General features: G+C 50.5%; 24 protein-coding genes. 21 read left to right on the forward strand and 3 right to left on the reverse strand.

The features are described 5' to 3' along the window. Nucleotides 1–5: 5 nt before the first annotated feature. Nucleotides 6–965, forward strand: a complete 960-nt coding sequence (locus BMY11_RS04725; protein WP_090573279.1) for a BadF/BadG/BcrA/BcrD ATPase family protein — start codon at nucleotides 6–8, stop codon at nucleotides 963–965. A gap of 126 nt (nucleotides 966–1,091) precedes the next feature. Here the strand turns inward: BMY11_RS04725 and BMY11_RS04730 are convergent, their stop codons facing one another. Continuing rightward, entirely contained in the window at nucleotides 1,092–1,832 is a 741-nt protein-coding gene (locus BMY11_RS04730) for an HAD family hydrolase (protein WP_090573280.1), read from the reverse strand. 126 nt (nucleotides 1,833–1,958) lie between these two features. Here BMY11_RS04730 and BMY11_RS28725 point away from each other — a divergent pair, with 126 nt between their 5' ends. After that, a complete protein-coding gene (locus BMY11_RS28725; RefSeq protein ID WP_177182492.1) occupies nucleotides 1,959–2,096 on the forward strand; it encodes a hypothetical protein in 138 nt (45 codons plus the stop codon). A 109-nt stretch (nucleotides 2,097–2,205) separates the two neighbouring features. Here BMY11_RS28725 and BMY11_RS04735 read toward each other — a convergent pair whose 3' ends face one another. After that, complete coding sequence (locus BMY11_RS04735; RefSeq protein ID WP_090573281.1) at nucleotides 2,206–2,427, reverse strand: hypothetical protein; 222 nt, start codon at nucleotides 2,425–2,427, stop codon at nucleotides 2,206–2,208. 175 nt (nucleotides 2,428–2,602) lie between these two features. On the opposite strand from BMY11_RS04735, the gene BMY11_RS04740 reads away from it, so the two are divergent. The 12 genes from BMY11_RS04740 (at nucleotide 2,603) to BMY11_RS04795 (ending at nucleotide 14,425) form a co-directional block, all read left to right on the forward strand. Next, nucleotides 2,603–3,328: a phosphonate ABC transporter ATP-binding protein gene (locus BMY11_RS04740; RefSeq protein ID WP_090573282.1), complete on the forward strand. Its 726-nt coding sequence runs from the start codon at nucleotides 2,603–2,605 to the stop codon at nucleotides 3,326–3,328. After that, nucleotides 3,325–3,846, forward strand: a complete 522-nt coding sequence (locus BMY11_RS04745; protein WP_177182493.1) for a GNAT family N-acetyltransferase — start codon at nucleotides 3,325–3,327, stop codon at nucleotides 3,844–3,846. Before BMY11_RS04740 ends, BMY11_RS04745 begins: the two co-directional genes overlap by 4 nt. Nucleotides 3,847–3,895: 49 nt before the next feature. Next, on the forward strand, nucleotides 3,896–4,507 hold the full coding sequence (locus tag BMY11_RS04750; protein ID WP_090573284.1) for a DUF3298 and DUF4163 domain-containing protein: 612 nt from the start codon (nucleotides 3,896–3,898) through the stop codon (nucleotides 4,505–4,507). Between the two features lie 16 nt (nucleotides 4,508–4,523). Continuing rightward, nucleotides 4,524–5,081 carry a response regulator gene (locus tag BMY11_RS04755; protein WP_090573285.1) on the forward strand — a complete coding sequence of 186 codons (558 nt, stop codon included), beginning with the start codon at nucleotides 4,524–4,526 and terminating at the stop codon, nucleotides 5,079–5,081. A 120-nt stretch (nucleotides 5,082–5,201) separates the two neighbouring features. Then, on the forward strand, nucleotides 5,202–6,905 hold the full coding sequence (locus BMY11_RS04760; RefSeq protein ID WP_090573286.1) for an APC family permease: 1,704 nt from the start codon (nucleotides 5,202–5,204) through the stop codon (nucleotides 6,903–6,905). A 232-nt stretch (nucleotides 6,906–7,137) separates the two neighbouring features. Continuing rightward, entirely contained in the window at nucleotides 7,138–7,800 is a 663-nt protein-coding gene (locus BMY11_RS04765) for an MOSC domain-containing protein (protein ID WP_256217297.1), read from the forward strand. After that, nucleotides 7,793–8,824 (forward strand): phosphotransferase, encoded by a 1,032-nt coding sequence (locus BMY11_RS04770; protein ID WP_090573287.1) that lies wholly within the window; start codon nucleotides 7,793–7,795, stop codon nucleotides 8,822–8,824. Before BMY11_RS04765 ends, BMY11_RS04770 begins: the two co-directional genes overlap by 8 nt. Before the next feature lie 113 nt (nucleotides 8,825–8,937). Further along, entirely contained in the window at nucleotides 8,938–9,855 is a 918-nt protein-coding gene (locus BMY11_RS04775) for a polysaccharide deacetylase family protein (protein WP_090573288.1), read from the forward strand. A 245-nt stretch (nucleotides 9,856–10,100) separates the two neighbouring features. Continuing rightward, entirely contained in the window at nucleotides 10,101–11,111 is a 1,011-nt protein-coding gene (locus tag BMY11_RS04780) for a 2-oxoacid:acceptor oxidoreductase family protein (RefSeq protein WP_090573289.1), read from the forward strand. A gap of 47 nt (nucleotides 11,112–11,158) precedes the next feature. Then, nucleotides 11,159–13,465 (forward strand): thiamine pyrophosphate-dependent enzyme, encoded by a 2,307-nt coding sequence (locus tag BMY11_RS04785; RefSeq protein WP_090573290.1) that lies wholly within the window; start codon nucleotides 11,159–11,161, stop codon nucleotides 13,463–13,465. 111 nt (nucleotides 13,466–13,576) lie between these two features. Further along, the gene (locus BMY11_RS04790) at nucleotides 13,577–13,864 is read left to right on the forward strand and encodes a hypothetical protein (RefSeq protein ID WP_090573291.1); all 288 of its coding nucleotides are present in this window, start codon (nucleotides 13,577–13,579) and stop codon (nucleotides 13,862–13,864) included. 33 nt (nucleotides 13,865–13,897) lie between these two features. Next, on the forward strand, nucleotides 13,898–14,425 hold the full coding sequence (locus BMY11_RS04795; protein ID WP_090573292.1) for a hypothetical protein: 528 nt from the start codon (nucleotides 13,898–13,900) through the stop codon (nucleotides 14,423–14,425). Nucleotides 14,426–14,510: 85 nt separating this feature from the next. On the opposite strand, the gene BMY11_RS04800 is transcribed toward BMY11_RS04795, so the two are convergent. Then, nucleotides 14,511–15,524, reverse strand: coding sequence for a YpdA family putative bacillithiol disulfide reductase (locus BMY11_RS04800; protein WP_090573293.1), 1,014 nt, complete (start codon nucleotides 15,522–15,524; stop codon nucleotides 14,511–14,513). Between the two features lie 166 nt (nucleotides 15,525–15,690). Here BMY11_RS04800 and BMY11_RS04805 point away from each other — a divergent pair, with 166 nt between their 5' ends. The 7 genes from BMY11_RS04805 to BMY11_RS04830 all read left to right on the forward strand — a co-directional run bounded on the left by BMY11_RS04805 (nucleotide 15,691) and on the right by BMY11_RS04830 (nucleotide 23,644). Then, nucleotides 15,691–16,224, forward strand: coding sequence for an ADP-heptose synthase (locus BMY11_RS04805; protein WP_090573294.1), 534 nt, complete (start codon nucleotides 15,691–15,693; stop codon nucleotides 16,222–16,224). 372 nt (nucleotides 16,225–16,596) lie between these two features. After that, entirely contained in the window at nucleotides 16,597–18,345 is a 1,749-nt protein-coding gene (locus BMY11_RS04810; protein WP_090573295.1) for an ABC transporter ATP-binding protein, read from the forward strand. 68 nt (nucleotides 18,346–18,413) lie between these two features. Continuing rightward, nucleotides 18,414–20,222, forward strand: a complete 1,809-nt coding sequence (locus BMY11_RS04815; protein WP_090573296.1) for an ABC transporter ATP-binding protein — start codon at nucleotides 18,414–18,416, stop codon at nucleotides 20,220–20,222. Between the two features lie 96 nt (nucleotides 20,223–20,318). Beyond that, entirely contained in the window at nucleotides 20,319–20,450 is a 132-nt protein-coding gene (locus BMY11_RS29175; RefSeq protein WP_256217298.1) for a hypothetical protein, read from the forward strand. 266 nt (nucleotides 20,451–20,716) lie between these two features. Then, nucleotides 20,717–20,989 carry a hypothetical protein gene (locus BMY11_RS04820; protein WP_090573297.1) on the forward strand — a complete coding sequence of 91 codons (273 nt, stop codon included), beginning with the start codon at nucleotides 20,717–20,719 and terminating at the stop codon, nucleotides 20,987–20,989. 318 nt (nucleotides 20,990–21,307) lie between these two features. Continuing rightward, nucleotides 21,308–22,597: a serine--tRNA ligase gene (gene serS, locus BMY11_RS04825; RefSeq protein WP_090573298.1), complete on the forward strand. Its 1,290-nt coding sequence runs from the start codon at nucleotides 21,308–21,310 to the stop codon at nucleotides 22,595–22,597. 81 nt (nucleotides 22,598–22,678) lie between these two features. After that, complete coding sequence (locus BMY11_RS04830) at nucleotides 22,679–23,644, forward strand: AAA family ATPase (RefSeq protein WP_090573299.1); 966 nt, start codon at nucleotides 22,679–22,681, stop codon at nucleotides 23,642–23,644. Nucleotides 23,645–23,669 lie beyond the last annotated feature (25 nt).

Consider the following 23,669-nt stretch of genomic DNA (forward strand, 5'->3'; position numbering starts at 1 on the left):
ACACAATGACTCGTAACGTAGTAATTGGCATCGACGGCGGGGGAACGACGACAAGGTTGTTAGCAGCGAACTTGAATGGCGATGTATTGGCTTATGTTGAAGAAGGCTGCTGCAATCCGGGCAAGGATCCACATGCGAAACAGCATGTACAGAACGGGATTAATCGTATCCTGACTGCTGCCAACGTTGGCCTCGATCAGGTTATTGCTATCGCGGCAGGTTTCGCAGGATTAGATCGTGTTGAAGATCACGAATGGGCAGCAGATTTCTTAAACATCGATGGCCTCGATTGTTCTAAAGTAATCGTGAACGATGCCGTGGTTGCCCATTCAGGCGCATTAATGAACAAGCCGGGCATCGTTGACATATCCGGCACTGGCTCGATCATCTTCGCTATTAATGAGGCGGGCAGGCAGATTCGCAACTATGATTTCCGTCACTATGCGCCTACAGCGTCAAGATTTCTAGCTTTTGACGCGGTGTATGAGATCATTGCTGGCAACGGAGTAGCTGAGGACGAACCATTCGTGCAAGAAGTCCTTCACTTCTGGGGGATAGATGATGTCGCTGCTCTAAGTAAGTTTGGCAGCAACGGATTTATTGCTGACGATGTCGAGCTCACTCTCCGATTCGGCTTGATGGGGCCGCTTGTTACCGCAGCAGCAGCGAGTGGGAGTCCGCTCGCGCGAAAAGTATGCGATAACGGAGTACAAGCGCTCGATACGGGAATACGGCTTCTCGGCTCTTGCTTCGAAGCAGAGTCCATTAACGTCGCTTTCATAGGCAGCGTCATTCGTGATGATTATGTTCGCACGCAGCTCACGCACGCTCTAGAGCGCATATCGAATCGCACATACCATGTTGTAGAGCCGGTACTCCCTCCGGCAGCGGGTGCCGTACTGCTTGCTATGGAGGCAGTGGGTCAGACGGCGGATGAGAAGATGGTAAACAACTTGAGACAATAGCGTCAGTCCATAAACGAAAATAAGGCTTGTCCCGATTACAGAGGAGCAATATGCTCTAGTAATGGGACAAGCCTTATTTGTGCGCATTAGCGGTTGGAACAGCCGAACGAGCATCATTGCGGCGCATTAATTACCGCGCTTCTGCAAGTAGCTGTATATGCTCGTTGGGATGTCACGCAGCTGATTGAGTGTGAAGAATGCGCCTTTCGGCTCTACGTCAATGCCTACGATATTGTAGGCCCATTCGGAATCAGCCTTCATATGAATGGCATTAATGCCATTCGTAAGAGCAGGGATAACGTCAGTACGGATGGAATTGCCGATCATCCACGTATCTGGGCGATTAAATTTGCCTTCACGCAGAATACTCTCCATCGCTTCAATGTTCTTCTTGGACCGGACGTAGATACGTGGTCCGAAATATCGCTCAAGCTGCATCTGTTGAATCTTCCGCTGCTGGATGAGCAACTCACCGCCAGTGTACAGATGAAGCTCATGTCCTCTTGAAGCAAGCTCTTCGAGTGTCTCCTCCATATGCGGATAAGGTTCTACCTCATGCTCATAAACGCTGCGACCAAGCTTCCACAGCTGCTCCTCTTCGATCGGAGAGGTGCGTCTGCCGACAAGGTTAGAGAAATGACGGTACGTATCAACGAACGACTGGGGGAAATGATCGCTCTTGAACCCAACAACATGAACGCCTGCGATATCAATTTCCGTTTGCTTGTCGCGAATTTCCGCAACCGTAATGTTATAACCGCGGAACCAATCTGTCATTAGATCGGTGAACTGGTCAATTACGAAGTAAAAATATTTGTTGCAATAAATGAGGGTATCATCGAGATCGAATAAAATGGTTTGTTTCATCTTAGGCACGGCTCCTTCTCCAGATGACTTCGATGTAGATACAATCTACCGCATCTTGGGATTCGCCGTCAAATCGAATAGGATTGGAACAATTTACAAATACTGTAGCCGGAGGTGAATGAAGAGATGCCAACGAATCGAAACACGAAGAGTAAGAACCGCGACAGGGAAACCGGAATGAAACAATACTACGTCAGTATTAGCCCGGAGAAACAAGCGAACAGACCGCCGAGTATGAACGGAATTAATAAGCAATTACCATAAACGAGCTGTAATAGGGAGATCAGTCTCTATATGTACTCGTTAGCGAAGTCTATTGCCGCTGGCGAAGCCATATAGAGACTGTTACATACATACATCTAAGCGCATTTATTCAAGCATATTTATTAAGTTTCGCAGTCAGATCCTGCTTAATATAAGCGATCCGCTTACGTACATAGAAATCATAACTAGCGCCTTTCAATTCACGAGGACTGATAACCGATTCCGAACTGTTGTCAATAATGGTCAATGAGCCGTTGGAGAAAAATTTAAACGTCAAGTCTCTGAAAGGGCGATGCGTCTCGATAAAACGATAATTTTCACAGTTGTTCATGATGGTCAGCCTCCTTATGATTGGCGAGTAGTTTAGAACACTTGTTCTTATTTCCAGTATAGCAAACATTTGTTCGTATGGAAACTATTATTTTTTTCCCTTAAACTAGATTCATAGATTTGTACGAATTGTTAAATGGATGCAGCAGCAATCGCAATTATAAAGGAGCCCAATCATGATCAGAGTTAGTCAGTTAACGAAACAAATTCCCGGCGGACCGAAAGTGCTAAAGGGAATCAGCTTAAATATAGAACCAGGTGAATTCATCGCCATCAAGGGTGCTAGTGGAAGCGGCAAATCAACGCTGCTTCGTTGCCTTGCCATGAGAGAGAGCTGGACAAGCGGAACTTACCATGTGAATGGCGTTGATATTCTGAGGAAAGGCATCTTAGGCAAAATGAAAATTCGCCGCGAGATGGCATATCTCGAAGCGAAACCGTCGCTGATCCCAAACCGTTCGGCGCTGAAGAATGTGCTTATCGGCGCTGTAGGTCAGACGCCGTTCTGGCGCAGAATGACAGGCATGGTACGCAATGATGATTATATGGGCGCCATGGATATGATTGAGAAAGTAGGCTTGCTCGAGAAAGCGCATCAGAAGGGTGATAAGCTTAGCGGCGGCGAGCAGCAGCGAGTCGCGATCGCCAGAGCGCTCGTGCACGGTGCGACCACGCTGCTTGCGGACGAGCCGGTAGCAGGACTTGATCCGCATGCGGCGGAGCAGGTTCTTGCTGACTTGAAGCGGATGTGCAAGATCCAGCAGATCTCAGTCGTTGCAGTTATGCATCAAGGGGATTGGGCAGAACGGTTTGCCGACCGGATTATCGGACTGAACAACGGTGAGCTCGTGCTCGATATTAAAGGCAGAAGATTGACGGAACGGGAGAAAATGCTGCTGTGAGCCTCTCATTGAACTTGCAAGCAAGCGGTATAAAGCTCCGACCTATCGAACATGATGAGCTGGATGCTGCCCACAAGTTAGAGCTGTCTTGCTACACACCTGAAGCGGCGGCCAGCCGCGAGGCGTTTACGTTCCGTCAGGCGAATTTCCCACAATACTTCTGGTCTGCTTGGAATAGTGATGAACAGCTTGTTGGGCTCGCTTGTGCTATACGCACTTATGCCAGCAGCTGTGAAGAAGACGAGGTCAAAGGCGCGCATCGTGCGGAGCCAGGCGGTGAACACCTTTGCGTGCTATCTGTGGCCGTATCGCCATCAGCGCGGTTAAGCGGCATCGGCAAGGCGTTAATGGAAGCGCTTCTCCGGCAAGCAGAGCTTGATAAGCTAGCTTCGGTTATCCTTATGTGCGAGGAGCATCTCATTCCTTTCTATGAAGGACTTACGTTTCGTTATATCGGGCCTTCCAAATCCGCACATGGCGGAATCGCCTGGCATGAGATGAGCAGAATCATCGAGTAGGTAAATGGCATACAATGGAGCATTAACCTATATAGGCAGGTGTTCCATCATGGCATTTCAGTTTCCGGCTGTAGTCCAGGCATCGCGGATTACGTTCCCAAAAGCAGAGATTTGGGTTCCCGTAGTCAGCGGGCTGCATAATGCGGCTGCGCGAAACAGCATAAACGGCAAGATCCGGCAAACCGTCCGCGAGCTTGTTGAGAATCAAGGCTCGCTATCTGATCCAAGAGCAGAGATGCAAGGTTACTTTGAAGTGAAGACGAACGAGAAGGACGTGCTCAGCCTGTCATTGTTTAATTATGCGTATACAGGTGGTGCGCATGGGCTGACGCTTCAGGAGTCGCTTACGTTCGATACGACAACAGGAAAGTCCTATTCGCTTGCTGAGCTGTTCAAGCCAGGGAGCAACTATGTGAATCGACTCTCGGATATCATTAGGACACAGATCGCAACGCGCCAAATTGCGACGCTCGATCCGTTCCAATCCATCCGGCCTGATCAACCGTTTTACGTTGCCGATCGCTCTCTCGTCGTCTATTTTGCGCTCTATGAGCTGACGCCGTATGCGTTTGGATTTCCGTATTTTCCGATTTCGGTGTATGATTTAAGTGATATTATTAATCCGAACGGTCCGCTTGGACGGATGGACGTCAACAATTAACTACAGGGAGATTCCTATGATTTATGTTCTCATCCTTCTGCCAATTGCACTTATTCTCTTAGCCCGCAAAGCCAAGCAGAAGCAGCGGGAGAATAATAAGCCGGTCATTGAGCGAAGCCCTCTCGGCGACATCAATATGCAGCCCGTTCCGGCTCATAGGAATGCTCCATCAGTTCAACCTGCTCTCCATAGTGATGCGTCTAGCAGTGCAGAGCAATCCGTGCTTATCGTAGATGATCAAATGGCGATTCGGATTTTGCTGCGGGAGCTCTTCGAGCAAGAGGGACTACAAGTATACGAGGCGGCGAATGGTACGACGGCGATTGAAGTTGCGAGAAATTATAAGGTAGACTTCATTCTTCTCGATCTGAAAATGCCGGATATGGACGGAATCGAAGCGCTGCAGGAGATACGCCGGTTCAACCAAACGGTGCAAGTCGCGATGATTACCGCCTTTGTCGACCCAGACAAGCTCGATAAGGCGAGAGCGCTTGGTGTGAAATCTTTCTTTACAAAGCCGTTTGACATTGAGTACTTACGCAGTTATGTAATAGGGAGCTTGCAGAGTGAATAACGCGATCTGACCGAATACTAATGCAACAACCGCCGCAGGCTATGCTGGCGGTTTTTTAATCTTTTAGGCAAGTGCTGACATTTGGAGGCCGCTCATAGAGTCAATTAGGGGGTGGCGCTAATGATATGGCTTGGTGTGGGGTTCGTATGCTTTATCGCTCTATGTGTATTCGCCCTCTTCCTAGCAAGATCGGCTGAGCAGCAGTTAAAGCGGTCGCTGCATCAATCGCTACATAATCATTCTGCATATGTGCGCTACATGCAAGATAAGCATGACTTGAATGGGATTGGATATCCGCAGCAGCTCACCAGGCATATAGGTGGGTTCTCTTCCTTTGGCATGGCTTTCTCAACGATGGCATTAATCGGCGGTGCTGTGATGCTGCTTGGTCCTGCTATTGCGGCAGGAGGGCCGATAACGGTCGGCTTCGGCTGGCCTATTCTCGCGTTGTTCGGACTTGTAACGGCTTGTTCGCTCGCATCCTTTGCATCTGCGACGCCAACTGCAGGTGGGAGCTATCATTGGGCGCTAGCAGCAGGGGGGCGGAGATTCGGGCTCTGGTCCGGCTGGCTGCATCTATTGGGCTCTCTACTCATGCTTGTTACTACGAATCTTTTGTTAGCAGACTGGATCTACGCCCTTATGGTAGAATACCTTCATTACGCAGGCGGCAAAGAATTGTTCTATATGCTGCTGCTCGTTATCTGCTTCACGCAGGCAGTCGTAAACGCGAAAGGGGCTCACGCGATTGGGCGGCTCCTAGGCGGCAGTGCAATACTCCAATTACTGCTCGTCGCGGCTATCATATCGTATCTTGCTTATCTTGTATGGCCTGGTATCTATCCGGTTCAGCTGCTTGCAGGAGATCGAAATCTATTTAGTAAGGCGCCATCGCTTACGGCCTCAGACTCGGGAACCCATTCGCTAATACTCGGCATGCTATTGCTTCAGCGGCTCTTTATTGGCTGCGAGAGTCCAGCTCAACTCACTGAAGAGACGAATGATCCGCGCATTAACGCACCATGGGCTATTTTCTTCTCGACGGTTGTGACAGGTGTTCTAGGCTTCGTACTATTCACATTCCTTCTGTTGCATTATCCGCTCGGTGGTTCAGGAGGTTACAACTCCTATTTAGAGATGACGAATTGGTTCGTTAGCATGTGGTCCAAATGGGGCTCAATTCTAGAATCAGTCTTCTTGATGGCGATTGTCGCTGCGTGTTGGATAAATGGAACAGCCATTATGGCATCTGCCTCGCGTAATCTATTTGCGCTTGCGCGCGATGATTCAACACCTTGTGCCAAGTGGCTGGGGATTGTCTCTGTCCAATATCGGACCCCTGTGTACGCCGTCATAGTTGTATCTAGCGCTGCATGCTTGGCGATGCTTGGGTTGAAGGCCGCTTCTCTAGGTATGACTTCACAAGCTGCTCTCGTCCAACTGATAGCTTTGACAATCACACTGATCCATGCTGCATACGCATTGCCCATAGCTGCAAGATTGAGAGAAAACTTGCGTACGATCAGAACGGGCGGGCAGGCGAAACGTCATAGAGGGCCATGGCACCTAGGGAGATATAGCGGGGTCATTGATGTTACCGCCTTCTGTTGGCTGGCAGCGAGCAGCGGGATTGCTTTGTTTGAGTTGAGCGCAGGTGTATTGTTATGGTTCTGTGCGGCGCTGTTAGCCGGCTGCGGGTGTATTGAGCTGAAGCACCATGCCATGATGAAGAAGCAGCCGGTGAAGATCGTAGGCTCCTCCAGATTTACGCGAACCTCCATCGACGAATGTATCAGAATTGAAAGAAAATTCCCGCAACATTGAAAATATCTCTTGAGAAATAGATCAGAAATAATTCGGTAATATTTCCTCATTTCCTTATGATCATTTCCCGGGTAAGCGCACAAAGCAACAGGAAGAGATTGGTTTCGACAATCATTCAATCGACGTAGGTGTCGAAAATAGGCATTTGAGGTTAATGGCATTAAACGTTGCCATTCCTTTCATTTACGGCGTATAATTCGCCTAAGGCTGTAGTGAATCGGAGGAAAGATATGTGGAACTTGGAACGGTATTGTCAATAAATGTGGGAAATTTGCAGAAGATGCTGCATGGCTCCAAGGAAATAATTACAGGCATCAACAAATCAGCAGTCGGGAAATTTCCCATCTCATTGTCGCGGTTAGGGCTTGAAGGCGACGCCCAAGGCGACCTTGTTTACCACGGAGGAGAAGATAAGGCGGTATGCGTATATTCTGCAGATCATTTCCCATTCTGGTCAGGCAGATGGCAGCGTGCTGTAGAAGCAGGAGCGTTTGGCGAGAACTTCACCGTAACGCAGCTTACGGAAGGCGATCTCTGCATCGGCGATATTCTAAGCGTTGGAGAGGCAATTGTCCAGGTAAGTCAGCCGAGACAGCCGTGCTATAAGCTCGGCATGAAGCACGGACTGCCGCAGCTTGCGCAGGAGGTGCAAGAGACAGGGTATACAGGGTTTTATTTGCGCGTATTGAAGGAGGGAATCGTTCAAGCAGGAGACAAGCTGATTCTGCAGGAGCGCCATCCGGCTGGTATAACCGTTACAGAAGCAAACCGTGTCATGCATATGGATAAGAATGATCTCGCAGGAATCCGCAGCTTGCTTGCAGTTCAAGAGCTTGCAGTAAGCTGGCAGCAATCGCTGAGCAAGAGGGGGGAGGCGCTTCGCACCAATGGCTGAACAGCAGATGAAAGATGAATTCGCCGTTTATTTGGATGCCTATCCGCTCGAAGCGGGATGGCGTGCGGAGAAAGAAGAAAGCGGCATGAACAATACGACGCGAATGATATATTCCGGCAACGATAAATACGTGCTGCGTGTCTATAATAATCATCAAGATCAGGCCATCGTTGCTCTCGAGCATCACTTCCTCGAACAGCTTCAGCATTCGGAGCTGCCTTTCAATGTGCCGAAGCCTGTGCAGAATATACACGGTACAACGATTACGGTCGGTCCTGGGGGCAAGCTAGCCGCCTTGTTCTGCTATATTAGTGGTAGTCGGCCAACACCGGAGTTGCCGGCACATCTTCTAGGGCTAGGCAATTCGGCAGGTGAGCTATCCCGCGCATTTGCGAGGTTGGAAGCGAGTGTGCCTAGCGAGCTGAAGCCGCAATACCTACCATATTATGAGTTGCGCGAAACGTATGCCTATTTAACCAAAGCAAAGCTTGCGGAGCTATGCGATAGCGCTGAAACACCAGAGGAACAAGTCGATAAGCTCGAATTTATTATGGAGCAGCTCGATCAGTTAATGACATTAAGGAATCAACTCACAGAGCTGCCTCATCAATGGATTCATGGCGATATCGGGTACACGAATGCGCTTGCGGATGGAGAGCGGATCGTTGGCATCCTAGATTTTGAATTCTGTTCAATTGATGTGCGGGCAATGGAGCTGGCTATTGTACTCTCTGGGCTGCCGAATGAGCAGACCGATGAATCATTAAACCGAATCGCGCTGTTCGCCCAAGGCTACGGCGGAGCAACACGGCTCACGGAAGCGGAATTACTATTGCTGCCGTCGCTCGTTAAGCTTAGGATGCTCGATATCTTTTTTCATTTTGCTGGTCGGCTGCTCGCAGGTCTCGATGAAGCGGTCGTTTGGCACCATCAGATCAACAGCGTCCATTTCATCTGCAAGTGGGTCGATTTGCACGAGGATTCGCTTCAAGCAATCTTACGACAATATCTCTTACTATCATGAATGAGAAGACAAACCCAATCATTTCATCCTTCGCGAAGAAGCATGAACGATTGGGTTTTTGTCATATAGATAAGATTGCAGGCTTACCATACGGGTAGCAGGAGGGCATCCTTATGAAAAGTACAGCAGAGCAGCTTGGATATGGCCCGAATGAGAGAGTGCTTATCATTAATGCGGATGATTTCGGCTTATGCCACTCATCGAATAAAGGGATCCAAATGCTGCTCGACAACAGGGTCGTCTCCTCTGCGTCGCTGATGATGCCCTGCGGCTGGGCGAGGGAAGCGGCGCTATGGTGCGCAAGGCATTCGCAGATGGATGTCGGGGTTCATTTGACTACGACAAGTGAATGGGACCTCATGAAATGGGGACCCGTATATAGAGGTGGATCAACGCAATCGCTTGTAACGAGCGAGGGATATTTTCACAGAGATGTCAAGACGTTCGAGCGCCGGGCAGATGGGCAGCAGGTGAAACTGGAACTCATTGCGCAGATCGAAATGGCTCTGCAGTTAGGCGTCAATGTCAGCCACGCGGACAATCATATGGGCAGTTTGTATGGTTTGCAGACAGGCCGAGATTTCTTGAAAGATGTATTTGACGTATGTGCAGGCTTTGGTCTACCCTTCCGGCTGCCGCGGTTCCTACTGCTCGAGTCAGGTGATCCAGCTCCACCTGAGCTTGCTGCACAAGCGATGAAGTTTGCGCAAGAAGCAGACGCAAGTGGTGTTGTTGTTCTCGATTATTTGGTTGCACTGCCGTTTCACTCGCCTAGTCCGCATGAGACATACGCACAGTTTAAAGCGCAGATGATCTCCCTCATTCAGCGTTTGAAACCTGGCGTGACCGAGCTGTTTATTCACCCGGCACTCGTTACGGATGAGCTGACAGCTTTCCATTCGGATCCGCTTAGGCGCGGCATGGAGATGGAGATTTTTCGGGATTCCGATGTGCTGGAAGCGATGCGTGCCGAGAATATTATTCGTATTGGATGGCGGGAACTGCGTCATTATCAGCGGAGAAAGGGATAGCCGAAAGAGCTGTTGCTCGGTTGTCCGCTGCTGGTAGGCAGGTGTCCTGTGCCATCCTTGTTTATGTAAACTGGACAAGCTGTACTAACACAGGCAAGAGCCTGATTTAGCTGTAATAGTCGTATTAAGGGGCTGTTTTGGAAAGAAACGCTATTCGGCTTTTACAACTAATGGTATACTGATAGTTGTGAATTTATAAATTATTCAGTCAATTCAGCAGTCAATTCAAGAGGGGAGTGGATCGAGTGTCGGTACTTCCAAAGCAGAATGACCTGGGATTCTTCGAAATTAGACTGGAATCGATCGGCGGATTGGGCGCGAACTTGGCTGGCAAAATGTTGGCTGAAGCAGGCGTTGTTGGAAGCGGATTCAATGGTGTGAGCTTTTCCTCGTATGGATCGGAGAAGAAAGGCTCGCCGGTTAAAGCGCATATTCGGTTCTGTGATATGGAGACGAATATCCGCGATACAACACCGGTCGAGCGGCCTCATATTGTCGGTGTGTTTCACGAGAACCTATCCAAAACAGTCAATGTCATCAGTGGAATCTACGAGGATAGCGTCGTACTGGTTAACTCTACGAAATTGCCTGAACAGCTGAAAGAGAAGATGAATTTGTCCGCTGGTACACTCGCCGTTGTTGATGCAACAGGGATCTCCCTCGAGGAAAACAATCGGGTTAACATGGCGATGCTAGGCGGCTTGTTCCGACTCTGCGACTTCTTGGATTTTGAGCATATGAAAGGCATTATCCGCAAATCGCTTGAGAAGAAGTATCCGCAAGCGGTTGATCCTGCGCTGCGTACGTTCCAGCGGGGCTACGACGAGGTGAAATTCCAGACGTTCGCGCTGCCGGAAGGCGAACAGATGCCTGAGCCGAAGCGGTGGGATACTCCGACGCTCGGTTACGAGACTCAGCCAATCGGCGGGATGATTATCAATCCCGGCAACAGCGTGCTGAAGGACCTTAGCATCTCGAGACAAGGGATGATGCCGCATTTTGACGATGAGAAATGTATTCACTGCGCCGCATGCGATACCGCATGCCCGGACTTCTGCTTCGTATGGGATGAGCAGCCGGACAAGAAGGGACGTCCACAGATGTTCCTGCAGGGAATCGATTACCAATATTGCAAAGGCTGCTTGAAATGCGTTGTCGCTTGTCCGACAGAAGCGCTCTCATCGCAGCGTGAGACGGACGGCTATGGTGAAGAGCACCGTGTACCGCACAGATTTGTTTGGGCAAATGCGAATTAATGTCGTTGTAACTCTTACGTAAAAGTCAAGAGAGGAGCGGATTAGCAATGGCCATCGAGATTAACAAAGAAGTGAGTCAAGGTACTGTCGAGCAGCGAATGGTGTACGAGTCAGGCAACGAAATGGCAGCGTATGCCGCGCATCAAATTAATTATCATGTGATGGGGTATTTCCCGATCTCGCCTTCAACGGAGGTCGCTCAGTTTCTAGATTTGATGAAAGCGAACGGTCAGCATGACATTAAGCTGATTCCGGCGGATGGAGAGCATGGCTCCGCAGGTATTTGCTACGGTGCATCTGCCGCTGGCGGACGCGTGTTTAACGCGACAAGCTCGAACGGTTATCTTTATATGCTAGAGCAGATGCCTGTGCAGTCGGGTACACGGTTCCCGATGGTTATGAACTTGGTGTGCCGTTCGGTATCCGGTCCGCTTGATATTCATGGCGACCATTCCGACCTCTACTACGCACTGAACACGGGCTGGCCGATTCTTATGTGCCGCGACCCGCAGGCGGTTTATGACATGAATATTATGGCGATTAAGCTGGCGGAAGATCCGGAAGTTAGACTCCCGGTTCTCGTTGCATCCGACGGCTATTTCACGTCCCATCAGAAGCGCCGCGTGCAGACATTCGCACATCGCGCGGACGTTCATGCGTTTGTCGGCGAGCATTCGCCGGAAGGGTTCAAGCATGTGCTCGACCGCAATAATCCGGTCACAGTCGGCCCTTACATGAACGAGCCAGACTATATCAACAACTGCTTCCAGCAGTCTGAAGCGATGTACAGAGCTGGCAAAGTGTTCGATCGTATCCGCGAAGAATATGCGGTGATAACAGGGCGCGATTATCCAATTCTCGATCAGTACCGGATGGAAGACGCTGAGGTGGCGGTATTCCTGATGAATTCCGCATCGGAAATTATTAAAGACGTTGTCGATCAGCTGCGTGCCCGCGGCATTAAAGCAGGCTCAATTGCACCGAACATGATCCGTCCGTTCCCGGCTGAGCAGATTGCTGAAGCGCTTCGCGGCGTCAAAGCAGTCACCATCGGCGACCGAGCCGACTCATATGGCGCTCACGGCGGCAATATGACGAATGAAATCAAGGCTGCCTTGTTTACGCAAGGCGTGAAGGACACGCTTGTCATTAGCCGGATATTCGGCCTCGGCGGCAAAGACTTCTATGCGGAGGACGGTCATCATCTGTTCGAGCTGGCGATTGAAGCGGCGTCAACAGGTAAAGTGGCAGTTCCGTTCGATTATTGGGGCCACACGCCGGGAGATCCGGACAAAGCGCCGAAGCGCGTGCTTGAGCCGCTCGTGTACGAAGACTTGAAGACGGGTCTTATCACCGTAGACCGTGATGAAACGACTGGTAAGCTGAAGGTGAAAGTGCCTCCGATTCGCCAGCTGATGAAGAAGCCGAAGCGGCTAGCTCCTGGCCATGGCGCATGTCCGGGCTGCGGTATCTTCTCCGGACTTGAGCTGTTCTTCAAAGGCATCGAAGGCGACATTGTCGCGCTCTATCAAACCGGCTGCGCGATGGTTGTAACGACAGGCTTTCCGTATTCCTCTCACAAAGCGACGTATATCCATAACTTGTTCCAGAACGGCGCGGCAACGCTGTCGGGTGTTGTGGAAATGTTCTGGGAGCGCAAGCGCCGCGGTGAGATGGATCAATACGGCTTGAAGGATGACTTCACGTTCGTCATGATTACAGGCGACGGCGGTATGGATATCGGTATGGGCCCTGCAATCGGCAGCGCACTCCGCAACCATAAGATGATTATCCTCGAGTACGATAACGAGGGCTATATGAATACAGGCGCGCAGCTGTCCTACTCGACGCCGCTCGGCCACCGCACGTCGACATCGAACGTTGGCAAGCACCAAGGCGGGAAGCTGTTCCACCACAAGGACACGGCGCAAATTATGGCGGCAACGAACATTCCGTACGTCTTCACAGGATCGGAATCGCTGCCTCAGGATTTGCTCCGCAAGGCGGCGAAGGCGCAGTATTATGCGCAGAATGTCGGTCTTGTGTACGGTAAAATTCTGATCACTTGTCCACTCAACTGGCTGTCCGAAGAGAAGATCGGTCAAACGCTCATCGACGAAGCTGTAAACTCTTGTTTCTTCCCGCTCTATGATGTAGAGGAGGGCGTGACGACAATCACGTACAATCCGGAAGAGAAGGGTAAGCGGATTCCGCTCGCTGATTGGCTGAAGAACATGGGCAAGACGAAGCATATGACCCGACCAGAGTACGCACCTGCGCTGAAGTCGTTCGAGGACGAAGTCGAGCGCCGCTGGAAGCGCCTCAAAGCGAAGCACGAGAACGAGTTTCTGTAAAATTAAAGCGATCGGCTGGTCGTAAAATAAGTTAGGCGGAACAGGGCGCGGCGGCGAATAGGCGTCTGCGCCTTGTTTTATTCCAATTAAGTTAAGGTGGATGGAGCGAGAATGGCAATCGTGCTGAGGCATCGGGTAACAGGGGAAATCGCATGCGGTATGCTGAGCAACGTGTATCAGTTTGTATATTACGGCGCGCTCTGGTGGGAAGATATGGAGCAGGCGGAGACGCTGTTCGAAGAGGAGCTTATAAGTGCAGGTTATGAGCAAGATTCGAACTGGGATCTGCTCGAGGTGAAAGAAGCGCGTTTGAAAATATTCAATGTCAAGCTGAACAACGACCCAAAGCGCAAGCTACTGCTTCAGAATGACGGGAGCATTACGCTGATAAAGGCTTAATTTGGAGCTTATACAAGAGGGTGAGGCGCGAGCATGCAGATGACGGATGATGCTGGGATTCAGCAATTAATGAGCTCGCAGACTGATGAGGACATTCAGTCCTTCGGTCAGCAGCTGCATGGCGGCGGGTTCACGGCGCTGCGCCGTTTTCTCGATGATTTCCGGGACTACCTGCGCCAGTATGAGGATGGAGCTTGCGATCTAGCGGATGAATTGATTAGGCGTGCGAAGCTTGCGGTACCGGAGCCAGGCAGAACAAGCCCATCATGGACGTATATTTGGACCGAGTTCGAAGGCATTATCCATACGAAACGGGATGTGTTCCAGTCCATTCCCAAGAGCCAACGGGATGGGGAATGGCAAGTGCTGCTGGATAATCCTCACTCGAATCAGAACATCGCCGTATATCCGGGACTCACATTCATTGAAGCGGTTTATATGTTTGCTTATTTCCGAACGGGACTGACCAATAGCGAGTACATTAGGCTACAGAAGATCTCCACAGTGATGACGTACACTGGTGCCGAGAGAGACGGACCGCAACCGATTGAGAGCCTATAACTGAACATGCATGAGCAACATAAGAGGCTTTGATTCCAACGATCAGCGAGCGAACGCTGTGCGGGATTCAAAGCCTCTTTGGTGTTTAAGATTGTAGCGGTGTGCTGCTTCTACTTATTCCCTTCTGCTGCAAATGCGCCGCGATCTTCCGCCCGTGGAATCGGCCGGATTCGATGAAGATCTCGTTCGCTTCTCGCCTTGATGCGACGACTCCAGCTAAGTAGATGCCGGGGACGTTGCTCTCCATCGTCTCATCGTTGAACGTCGGATAGCCTTCTTCCTCGATTGTGACACCGAAGGAAGAGAGGAAGCCGCGGTCGGGGTGGAAGCCGGTGAGTGCAAGAACAAAGTCATTCGGCAGCTCATCTCGCTCACCTGTTTCATTGTTCGAAATGACGACATTTCGTGGATGAATTTCGACAACGCGTGAAGAGAATTTCATTTGAATTCTTCCTTTGTTCACGAGACTTTCGAAGATCGGACGAACCCACGGCTTAATGCTGGAGGAATACTGATCTCCGCGATATACAACGGTGACCTTTGCTCCTGCCCGTTCCAACTCAAGCGCCGCATCAATAGCGGAGTTGCTTCCACCGATAATTGCCACCTTCATACCTGTATAAGGATGCGCCTCGCGGAAGAAATGAGTCACTTTATCGGCCTTCTCGCCAGGGATGCCAAGTTCATTGGGGTGATCGAAATAGCCGGTAGCGACGATAACAGCGGCTGCGCGATATTGAATAAGCTCGCCGGAGCGATCATGGCTGTCTAGTTCGAAGCTTCCATCCTCCTGTGAACGGATTGCGGTCACCGTCTCGTAGGCGTTTATGCGAACGCCATGCCGCAGGGAGACATTACGATAATACGACAGTGCTTCTACGCGAGACGGCTTATCATTCGCAGTTGTGAATGGGATACCCCCGATCTCGAGCAGCTCCGGCGTGCTGAAGAAGTGCATATACGTCGGATATTGGGAGATGGAATGGACGACATTGCGTTTCTCGATGATGAGCGGCGTTATGCCAATCGCCTGCAGCTCAATTGCAGCGGCAAGACCGCACGGACCAGCGCCAATAATGATAACCTGTTCAGCTTGCATAGTAGACGAATCAGCTCCAATAGGGGTTCACGAAATTTTGAACAATCAAGCTCTATTTTAGCACAGCTAGCAGGTCATGGCTTGCTATAAAACAAGCATATGACTCTGTGTTGCGTGAGTAGATTTGTTGTATAATGAGCTAAGCTTGTATAAAGGGGGAGATGGAATGCGACGGCGATTTGTGATTGAAGCCGTAATGGTAGCAACCTATGGACAATTGCTTGTGCCAAGCCGGCCTGTCGATTTTGTCTTGCCATATTCGACGATAATGGAACTTTACGACATGAAGGACGGCGCAGATCCGGTTATGGATGATCCGGAAGAAGATGCTCATGTGAAAAGCAAGATCAAAGAGCTGATCGCTTTCTTCGAGGATCCGTTCAACCGGAAGAAGATTGAGCGTGCGCTGCAGATGCCTTGGCGCCAAAGCTCGCCGCTGCTGCTGAATGACCGCATCCAATTTACGGTTGTGCATGCCGTTGATAATGCGCAGTACGGGGAATATTTTGACCCGATTGAAACCGAGCTGCTGCTTACATCGCAGAAGCTGAGCATCCCGCTGCTATCCGATCAGTTCGAGTTCCAGGATAAGCTGCTCGAAGCGGAAGTGCCAGTGCAGGTGTATGATATCGAGGACTACGAATTCGCAGTTGAGCAGGGGATAACTGCCGCTGATTTCGAAACGAGAAACGATATATAGTGTGGTTTGGTGGAGAATAAATAAATTTGTAAAAAGCCTCTTGCGCTTCGCGACAAAGGGATGATAAGATTTGGATGTTCCATTTAACGGAAAACTAACTAACGAAAGGAGGGCGATGGATATGACTAACATGACATTTGAAGTGCGCAAATCCATGCAGGATCAGCTCCATCGGCCCGACTTCTTACGCAGAGTGCAGCAGCTGTAACTAGCGCTGCAACCGATTCTGTGTGTGAGGAGACTTTGAGCCATGTGGCTCGAAGTCTCCTTTTTTGTTACACAGAATGTGTATTCGCCTATCGCGAAAGGCGAAGAAAGTTCGATTTTCGTTCCGGAGCCTATGCATGTCTGCATAAAGGGGGAAGCAAGACAATGAAAGTGTTATTAAGACTTATGAAATATATGCGCCCCAGCATGAGATGGGTAGTTATCTCAACTGCGCTCATGCTGCTCGGTACGCTGCTTGACCTCATTGCGCCATGGATGCTGAAGCAGATATTCGATGAGGGCATCGGGGAGAGCAATGCGAAGATCGTGCTCGTGTTTACACTCGGACTTATCGTATTGCAAATCGTGAAGAGCTCCGGCATGTTCTGGCAAGGTTATGCGCAGGAGCTTGTCGGCCAGAATGTCGTCTATTCGCTGCGAAGACAGATGTATAACCACTTGCAGCGTCTGTCCTTTACGTACTATGACAAAGCGCAGACGGGACAGCTCATGTCACGAATGACGGGCGACATCGAGTCGGTGAAGAACTTTATCGGCTTCGGAGCCATGGCGATGTTCATGGGCATTGCGACTTTTGTCGGAACAATCGTGTTCATGCTCTTCATCCAATGGAAGGTTACGCTGCTCAGTATGGCAACCGTGCCGCTGCTGCTCTTCGCATTGTACCGGTTCAATAAAAAAGTCGGTCCGGCATGGGGCCAAATTCGGGAGCAAATGGGCAAGCTTACGACGACGCTGCAGGAGAACATCTCCGGTATTCGTGTCGTGAAAGCGTTCGCTCGTGAGAAAGTCGAGCAGAACAAGTTCGAATCGCGTAACGATCAGAACTTCGAGACGAACATGGATCGTGCCAGACTCGAAGCCAAAGCATTCCCGTTGATGAACTTCTACGGCGGTGTCGTATTCGTCACCATGGTGTGGTTCAGCGCTTACTTCGTCGCGAAGGGTGAGATGTCGCTCGGCTCATTCATGGCGTTCCAATGGTATACATGGGGCATAATCTGGCCGCTCAACATGCTTGGCTGGCAGATCAACATTATGCAGCAAGCGCTCAAAGCGGCTCCGCGCGTGTTCGAGGTGCTTGATACACCTGTCGACATTAGCTCGGAGACAGGGGATACGCAAGATTCGAACCGCATCCGCGGCAACGTTACTTTCGATGGCGTATCGTTCCACTTCGCAGACCAGAATCCAGAGACGGATACGGGCATTCTGGAAGGAATCTCGCTTGGCGTGAAGCAAGGCGAAGTCATTGCAGTGCTTGGTTCTACTGGCTCTGGCAAAAGCTCGCTAATCGCGCTGTTGTCTCGCTTCTACGATGTAAGTCAAGGCAGGCTGCTTATCGACGGCATTGATGTTCGCGACTATGAGCTCGAGGGGCTTCGCCGCAAGATTGGCATCGTGCCGCAGGAGACATTCCTGTTCTCGGCTACAATCCGTGAGAACATCGCATACGGCGTGCCTGAAGCGACGCAGGAACAGATCGAATGGGCTGCACGCAAAGCGCAAATCCATTCCTTTATTGAAACGATGCCATTCAGCTATGACACGATTATCGGCGAGCGCGGAGTAGGGCTATCCGGTGGTCAACGCCAGCGTGTCGCGCTTGCACGTGCGATTCTGATGGATCCGCCGATTCTCGTACTTGACGAAGCGACGGCAAGCGTGGATACAGCAACAGAGTCTGCGATTCATGAAGAGCTGTTGGAAGTTATGAAAGGACGCACAACTTTCATCATTGCGCAGCGGTTGTCTTCTGTGAAACGTGCTGACCGCATTATCGTGCTCGACGGCGGCAAAATCGTGCAGCAAGGCACGCATCGCGAGCTGTTCGAGGAAGATGGATTCTTCCGCAATCTGTTCAAGCAGCAAGAGGCTGCTTCGGCGAGATAACAAGCAAGCCACTACTCAATTAACCGCATTAAATAATAGAGATTAATGGCATAAAGGAGGGGGACGGCATGAGTCAAGTCGAATGGGATTCCGACGAAGATTTGGAAGAGAAGCCGTTTAACAGAGCGTACATGAAGCGGCTTATCCGCTATGTACTGCCTTATCGTAAAGTATTATCCATCGTTCTTGTAATTGTCCTTTTGAACATGAGCCTAAGCTTAGCCGAGCCGCTTCTGCTTCGATATATTATCGATGAAGGCATTGTGAAGCAAGATTTCTTTGTCATCAATATGATCGGTTTGGTGCTGCTCTCGTTCAAAGGACTGGGTTGGCTGTTCGGCTTCTTGCACACAAGAATGATTAATTTCACCGGACAGCGCATTCTGTTTGATCTTAGGCAGCAATTGTTCAATCATCTTCAAACACTTTCATTTCGTTTCTTCGACGGACGTCCTGCGGGCAAGATCATGTCCCGTATCACGAATGACACGAATGCGATCGGCGAGCTGATTAACGGTGGCTTGATCACGATGGTAATGGAGTTCACGCATCTTATCGGGATCGTGGTCATTCTGCTGTGGATGGATTGGAAGCTTGCGCTGCTGTCCTTTGTGACACTACCGCTGCTCTACATTATCGTTGGCAAGATGCAGCCGAAGATTGAAGGCTCTTGGACGCGATCACGCAAGACAATGTCTGCGATTAACGGGAATTTGAATGAGACGATTCAAGGCATTCGCGTCATTCAGGCATTCTCTCGCCAGTCGGAGAACAACCGCCGATTCGAAGAGCTTAACGCCCGTAACAAGTTTGCTTTCATGCGTGCAGTAAAGCTGGAGTCGATGGTATGGCCGTCGGTTGAGATGGTCGGTATGATCGGTACTTGCGTCGTGCTATGGTTTGGTGCGAAGCAGGTTATGGATAAAGAGCTGACGCTTGGCTTCATCATGGCGTTCATCAATTATCTATGGCGGTTCTGGGGACCGCTCAGCGCGCTCTCCAAGGTGTACAGCCAAGTGTTGTCTGCGATGGCATCGGCGGAGCGAATCTTCGAAGTACTCGATTCCGAACCCGAAGTGAAGGATCGAGCTAATGCGAAGGCGATGAAGGAAATTAAAGGCGAAGTTGTATTCGAAAATGTTTCGTTCCGCTATGAAGCGGATAAGCCGGATGTGCTGAAGGGCATTCATTTGCGAATTAAGCCAGGCCAGCGAGTTGCGTTAGTGGGTCCGACAGGAGCGGGCAAGAGTACGGTTGTAAACCTGCTCATGCGTTTCTACGATACGACAGGCGGTCGCATTCTGATCGACGGTCAAGACGTGAAGGATGTGACGCTTGAATCGCTCCGGCGTCAAATGGGCATCGTGCTGCAAGATTCGTTTATTTTCTCCGGTACGATTGAAGAGAACCTACGCTATGGTAACGAGGATGCGACCGACGAAGCGCTGCGCCATGCGGCGGAGAGCGTCCGTGTCGACAAGTTCGCGTTTCAGTTCGCAGACGGCTATCAGACACAGGTCGAAGAGCGCGGCTCGAAGCTATCTGTCGGCCAACGCCAGCTGCTCGCGTTCGGGCGAGTGCTGCTGTCTGATCCACGTATTCTCATTCTGGATGAAGCGACTTCGAGTGTTGATACCGAAACGGAGCAGCATATCCAAGCAGCGCTTCAGACGATGCTGGAAGGCCGCACAGCGTTCATTATTGCGCACAGACTGTCGACAATACGGGATGCAGATGTCATCCTCGTCGTGAAGGATGGTCAGATTGAAGAGCAGGGCTCGCATGATGAACTGATGAGACAAAGCGGCTTGTACCACAAGCTCTATATGACGCAATACGAGATGCAGCAATCGCTCGCGATGCAGACGGGGGCATAAACTTTACTGAATATGAACGAGGCCTCTTACTCCGCTTAGTTAGGATAAGAGGTCTTTTTACGCGAATGATAGTAATAATGAAGGAGGCGATGCCAGATGACTCAGGAAGAAGTGTTAACGGCAGGCAATGTGAATCACATTGTCCGTATCGCGAACACCATTCACCCTACAGGTTACTGGAGTCCATACGTGCTGAGCTTCTCCAACATTAGGGAAACAAGGCTTTGATGGTGCGCCTACAGTGGTGCCGCTGAAGGAAATGCTGCCTATCATAAAATGGTAGACGACAGACACTTGGCGCATTATGAGAGTGAAATTCGGTTCGTTAATGATCATTTCATAGATTAGAGCTAACTGCAGGCGATGAGATCTTTTCATTTTATATGAGTTTGTTTCCATCCTATACGGGTAAACTATATAAATGAATTGACATTAAGGCGCAAATTTAATAAGCTTACAAGGAATTTTCAAATCTACAAAGCGGGAGATTAAATATGAAATTCAACATGAAAATTAAAGATTTTGCAGCGGCAGATACAAATGTGGCAGCAGGATTATATCATTTTGTCGTTACAATGTCGGATAACACGCAGTGCCGACTGATTTTCTCGAAGAGCCCGGATTGGAAGTTGATCGGTGTTAATCGTCTTCTGACTGTACCATGCCCGATTTGCAGAAGAGATTACTACTGTAACTGCATGTCCAAATATGCAGAAGCGTTTGAGCGCGAAGTGCTTGATAAAGAGCTTATTTCATCCGTTCTTTAATGGTACAAGCCCAAATGGGCGATAAGCTGCTTGCTCATGCGGCAGCCGATCTGTTATACTTACGAGCAATAAGCACACAGGCCGATGAAGAGTATCCAACTCGGAGGCGTTGCGTACAGCGTTTGGCTGCTTTTGCGATTGATCGCTATGGCTGAACACTCCAAGCATTCCGGTTCTCGCACCGTTACCTGCGAACTAAAGAGAGCTAACTTGTTTAGCTAATTTGGGTGGCACCGCGAACGCGTTCTTCGTCCCATGTCAGGGGACTGGAGGAGCGCGTTTTTTCGTTTATACAACATTTGACGAGGAGTGTTCACCATGCTAGACATTAACGTAATTCGCCAGCAAGCAAATGAGTTCCAGGAGGCGGCAGATCAGAAGCGCATCACGATTGATATTCGTGAGCTGCTTGCCATTGATGACCGTAGGCGGGAGCTGATGCAGTTAACTGAATCGCTGCGCGCGGCGCGTAACCGTCGGTCGAAAGCGATTGAAGGGTTGATGCGTGAAGGCCGCAAAGCGGAAGCTAAGGCGGAGCGGGAGGAAGCTGCTGCCCAGCAGGAGCAATTGAAGCAAGCGGAAGAGGAGTACCGCGAGGTTGTCGCCGCGTATGAGGCTCTGATGCTTCTTGTACCGAACCTGATGTCGCCAGATACGCCAATTGGCAAGAGCGATGAGGATAATGTGGGAATCAGGCGAGTTGGCGCGGCACCTGAGTTCGATTTCACGCCACGAAGCCATATCGAACTGGGGCAGCAGCATGAAATGATTGATTTGGCACGTGGCGTGAAGATCGGGGGTACGCGCCAATATGTACTGCGGAATTACGGGCTACAGCTCCATCGCGCCGTTCAGCAGTTAGCGCTTGATCTGCTAATAGATAAAGGCTTCGAGACGCTCGACGTACCTGTTCTCGTGAAAGAACAAACACTTGTGGCAACGGGGTATTTTCCAGCAAATCGGGACCAGACCTACGCCATTAACGGTGAAGACAAGTGGCTTGTCGGCACATCGGAAGTGCCGCTAATTGCATATTGCAGCGATGAAGTGATTGATCTGACCGAGCCGAAGCGGCTTGCGGCGGTCACGCCTTGCTACAGGAGCGAGGTAGGATCGGGAGGGCGCGATGTTCACGGGTTATACCGGGTGCATCAATTTGCGAAAGTCGAGCAGGTCGTACTGTGCCGCGCTGATTTGGCTGAATCGCTTACATGGCTGGAGAAGATGACGGCAAACAGCGAAGAGCTGCTGCAGCTGCTAGAGCTTCCTTACCGCGTCGTTGCGGTTTGCAGCGGCGATATGTCGCAGAAGAACTACAAACAGTACGATATTGAGACATGGATGCCGAGCCGCGGCAGCTATGGCGAGACGCATTCGGCGTCGCTTCTGCTTGATTTTCAGGCGAGACGCTCGAATATTAAGTACCGTGACGAAGATGGCAAGCTGAACTATGCCTATACGCTGAACAACACGATGGTCGCTTCGCCGCGCATCCTCATACCGCTTCTTGAGAACCATCAGCGGGAAGATGGCTCGATCTACATTCCCCACGCACTACGTCCCTATACGCGAGGGCTTGCCGAGCTTAGGGCCATTCCGAAAGTCTAGGTCTAGCCTGCCTGTCCAATAGCGGGTATACTGGAATGGATAATCTTCCACGGAATGGGAAACGAGAGGGGAACCGCCTGTATGAGTTTGGGGAAAATCGCACACGCAGCAGATCGTATTCGTTCTAATGTCAGTAAAGTCATTGTCGGTAAAGAAGATATCGTAGATAAGCTCATTATTGCGATACTCACATCAGGTCATGTACTTCTGGAGGATGTGCCGGGTACGGGCAAGACCTTGCTCGCTAAGGCGCTCGCGAAGTCGATAGACGGTGAGTTCAAACGGATTCAATTCACACCGGATTTGCTGCCGTCAGACTTGACTGGCATTCATTTCTACAATCAGAAGCTCTCTGAATTTGAGTTCCGCCCGGGACCTCTCTTCGCCAACATCGTGCTGGCTGACGAGATTAACCGTGCCACACCTCGTACCCAATCGAGCCTGCTAGAGAGTATGGAGGAGCGTCAAGTGAGTATTGACGGAACGACGCACCAGCTCGGCAAGCCGTTTCTTGTCATTGCAACGCAGAATCCGATTGAACAGCAAGGTACGTTCCCGTTGCCGGAAGCGCAGCTTGACCGTTTTCTATTTAAGTTAAAAATGGGTTATCCGACGAATGAGGAAGGCATCGCGATCATGAAACGTTTCATGGCGAACAGCCCGCTCGAACAGCTGGAGCCTATCATCGGAGTCTCTGAACTTGAGGAAGCGAAAGCGATCTATACGAGCGTGGCTGTCAGTGAAGAGCTGCTCAGCTATATGCTTGCGATTGTTGAAGCGACTCGCGTTCACCCGGATGCGGCGCTTGGCGCAAGTCCACGAAGCTCGCAAGCGCTGCTTCGCGCATGCCAAGCGAAGGCTGCAATTGCAGGAAGGCAATTCGTGCTTCCTGATGATGTGAAAGCGATGGCCGTTCCCGTACTTGCGCATCGTATTGCGCTGCGGAGTGTTCAGCGTATGCGCGCAGACGCGGCAGAGCATGTCATTCAGGCGATCCTGGCGGCGGTACCGGTGCCAGCAGACGCTCCGCTCGTTTCCCGTTCATAAGCGAAAAGGCGGGAGGAGGAGCGAG

Source organism: Paenibacillus sp. OV219 (assembly GCF_900110075.1).
Classification (GTDB): domain Bacteria; phylum Bacillota; class Bacilli; order Paenibacillales; family Paenibacillaceae; genus Paenibacillus_Z.

Excerpts from the sequence above, each read along its gene's own strand:
- BMY11_RS04820 (WP_090573297.1), top strand. The coding sequence starts at position 20,717 with ATGAAATTCAACATGAAAATTAAAGATTTTGCAGCGGCAGATACAAAT.
- BMY11_RS04810 (WP_090573295.1), top strand. The coding sequence starts at position 16,597 with ATGAAAGTGTTATTAAGACTTATGAAATATATGCGCCCCAGCATGAGA.
- BMY11_RS04760 (WP_090573286.1), top strand. The coding sequence starts at position 5,202 with ATGATATGGCTTGGTGTGGGGTTCGTATGCTTTATCGCTCTATGTGTA.
- BMY11_RS04805 (WP_090573294.1), top strand. The coding sequence starts at position 15,691 with ATGCGACGGCGATTTGTGATTGAAGCCGTAATGGTAGCAACCTATGGA.
- BMY11_RS04800 (WP_090573293.1), bottom strand. The coding sequence starts at position 15,524 with ATGCAAGCTGAACAGGTTATCATTATTGGCGCTGGTCCGTGCGGTCTT.
- BMY11_RS04740 (WP_090573282.1), top strand. The coding sequence starts at position 2,603 with ATGATCAGAGTTAGTCAGTTAACGAAACAAATTCCCGGCGGACCGAAA.
- BMY11_RS28725 (WP_177182492.1), top strand. The coding sequence starts at position 1,959 with ATGCCAACGAATCGAAACACGAAGAGTAAGAACCGCGACAGGGAAACC.
- BMY11_RS04770 (WP_090573287.1), top strand. The coding sequence starts at position 7,793 with ATGGCTGAACAGCAGATGAAAGATGAATTCGCCGTTTATTTGGATGCC.
- BMY11_RS04815 (WP_090573296.1), top strand. The coding sequence starts at position 18,414 with ATGAGTCAAGTCGAATGGGATTCCGACGAAGATTTGGAAGAGAAGCCG.
- BMY11_RS04725 (WP_090573279.1), top strand. The coding sequence starts at position 6 with ATGACTCGTAACGTAGTAATTGGCATCGACGGCGGGGGAACGACGACA.
- serS (WP_090573298.1), top strand. The coding sequence starts at position 21,308 with ATGCTAGACATTAACGTAATTCGCCAGCAAGCAAATGAGTTCCAGGAG.
- BMY11_RS04795 (WP_090573292.1), top strand. The coding sequence starts at position 13,898 with ATGCAGATGACGGATGATGCTGGGATTCAGCAATTAATGAGCTCGCAG.
- BMY11_RS04790 (WP_090573291.1), top strand. The coding sequence starts at position 13,577 with ATGGCAATCGTGCTGAGGCATCGGGTAACAGGGGAAATCGCATGCGGT.
- BMY11_RS04785 (WP_090573290.1), top strand. The coding sequence starts at position 11,159 with ATGGCCATCGAGATTAACAAAGAAGTGAGTCAAGGTACTGTCGAGCAG.
- BMY11_RS04830 (WP_090573299.1), top strand. The coding sequence starts at position 22,679 with ATGAGTTTGGGGAAAATCGCACACGCAGCAGATCGTATTCGTTCTAAT.
- BMY11_RS04750 (WP_090573284.1), top strand. The coding sequence starts at position 3,896 with ATGGCATTTCAGTTTCCGGCTGTAGTCCAGGCATCGCGGATTACGTTC.
- BMY11_RS04755 (WP_090573285.1), top strand. The coding sequence starts at position 4,524 with ATGATTTATGTTCTCATCCTTCTGCCAATTGCACTTATTCTCTTAGCC.
- BMY11_RS04730 (WP_090573280.1), bottom strand. The coding sequence starts at position 1,832 with ATGAAACAAACCATTTTATTCGATCTCGATGATACCCTCATTTATTGC.
- BMY11_RS04775 (WP_090573288.1), top strand. The coding sequence starts at position 8,938 with ATGAAAAGTACAGCAGAGCAGCTTGGATATGGCCCGAATGAGAGAGTG.
- BMY11_RS29175 (WP_256217298.1), top strand. The coding sequence starts at position 20,319 with ATGACTCAGGAAGAAGTGTTAACGGCAGGCAATGTGAATCACATTGTC.
- BMY11_RS04735 (WP_090573281.1), bottom strand. The coding sequence starts at position 2,427 with ATGAACAACTGTGAAAATTATCGTTTTATCGAGACGCATCGCCCTTTC.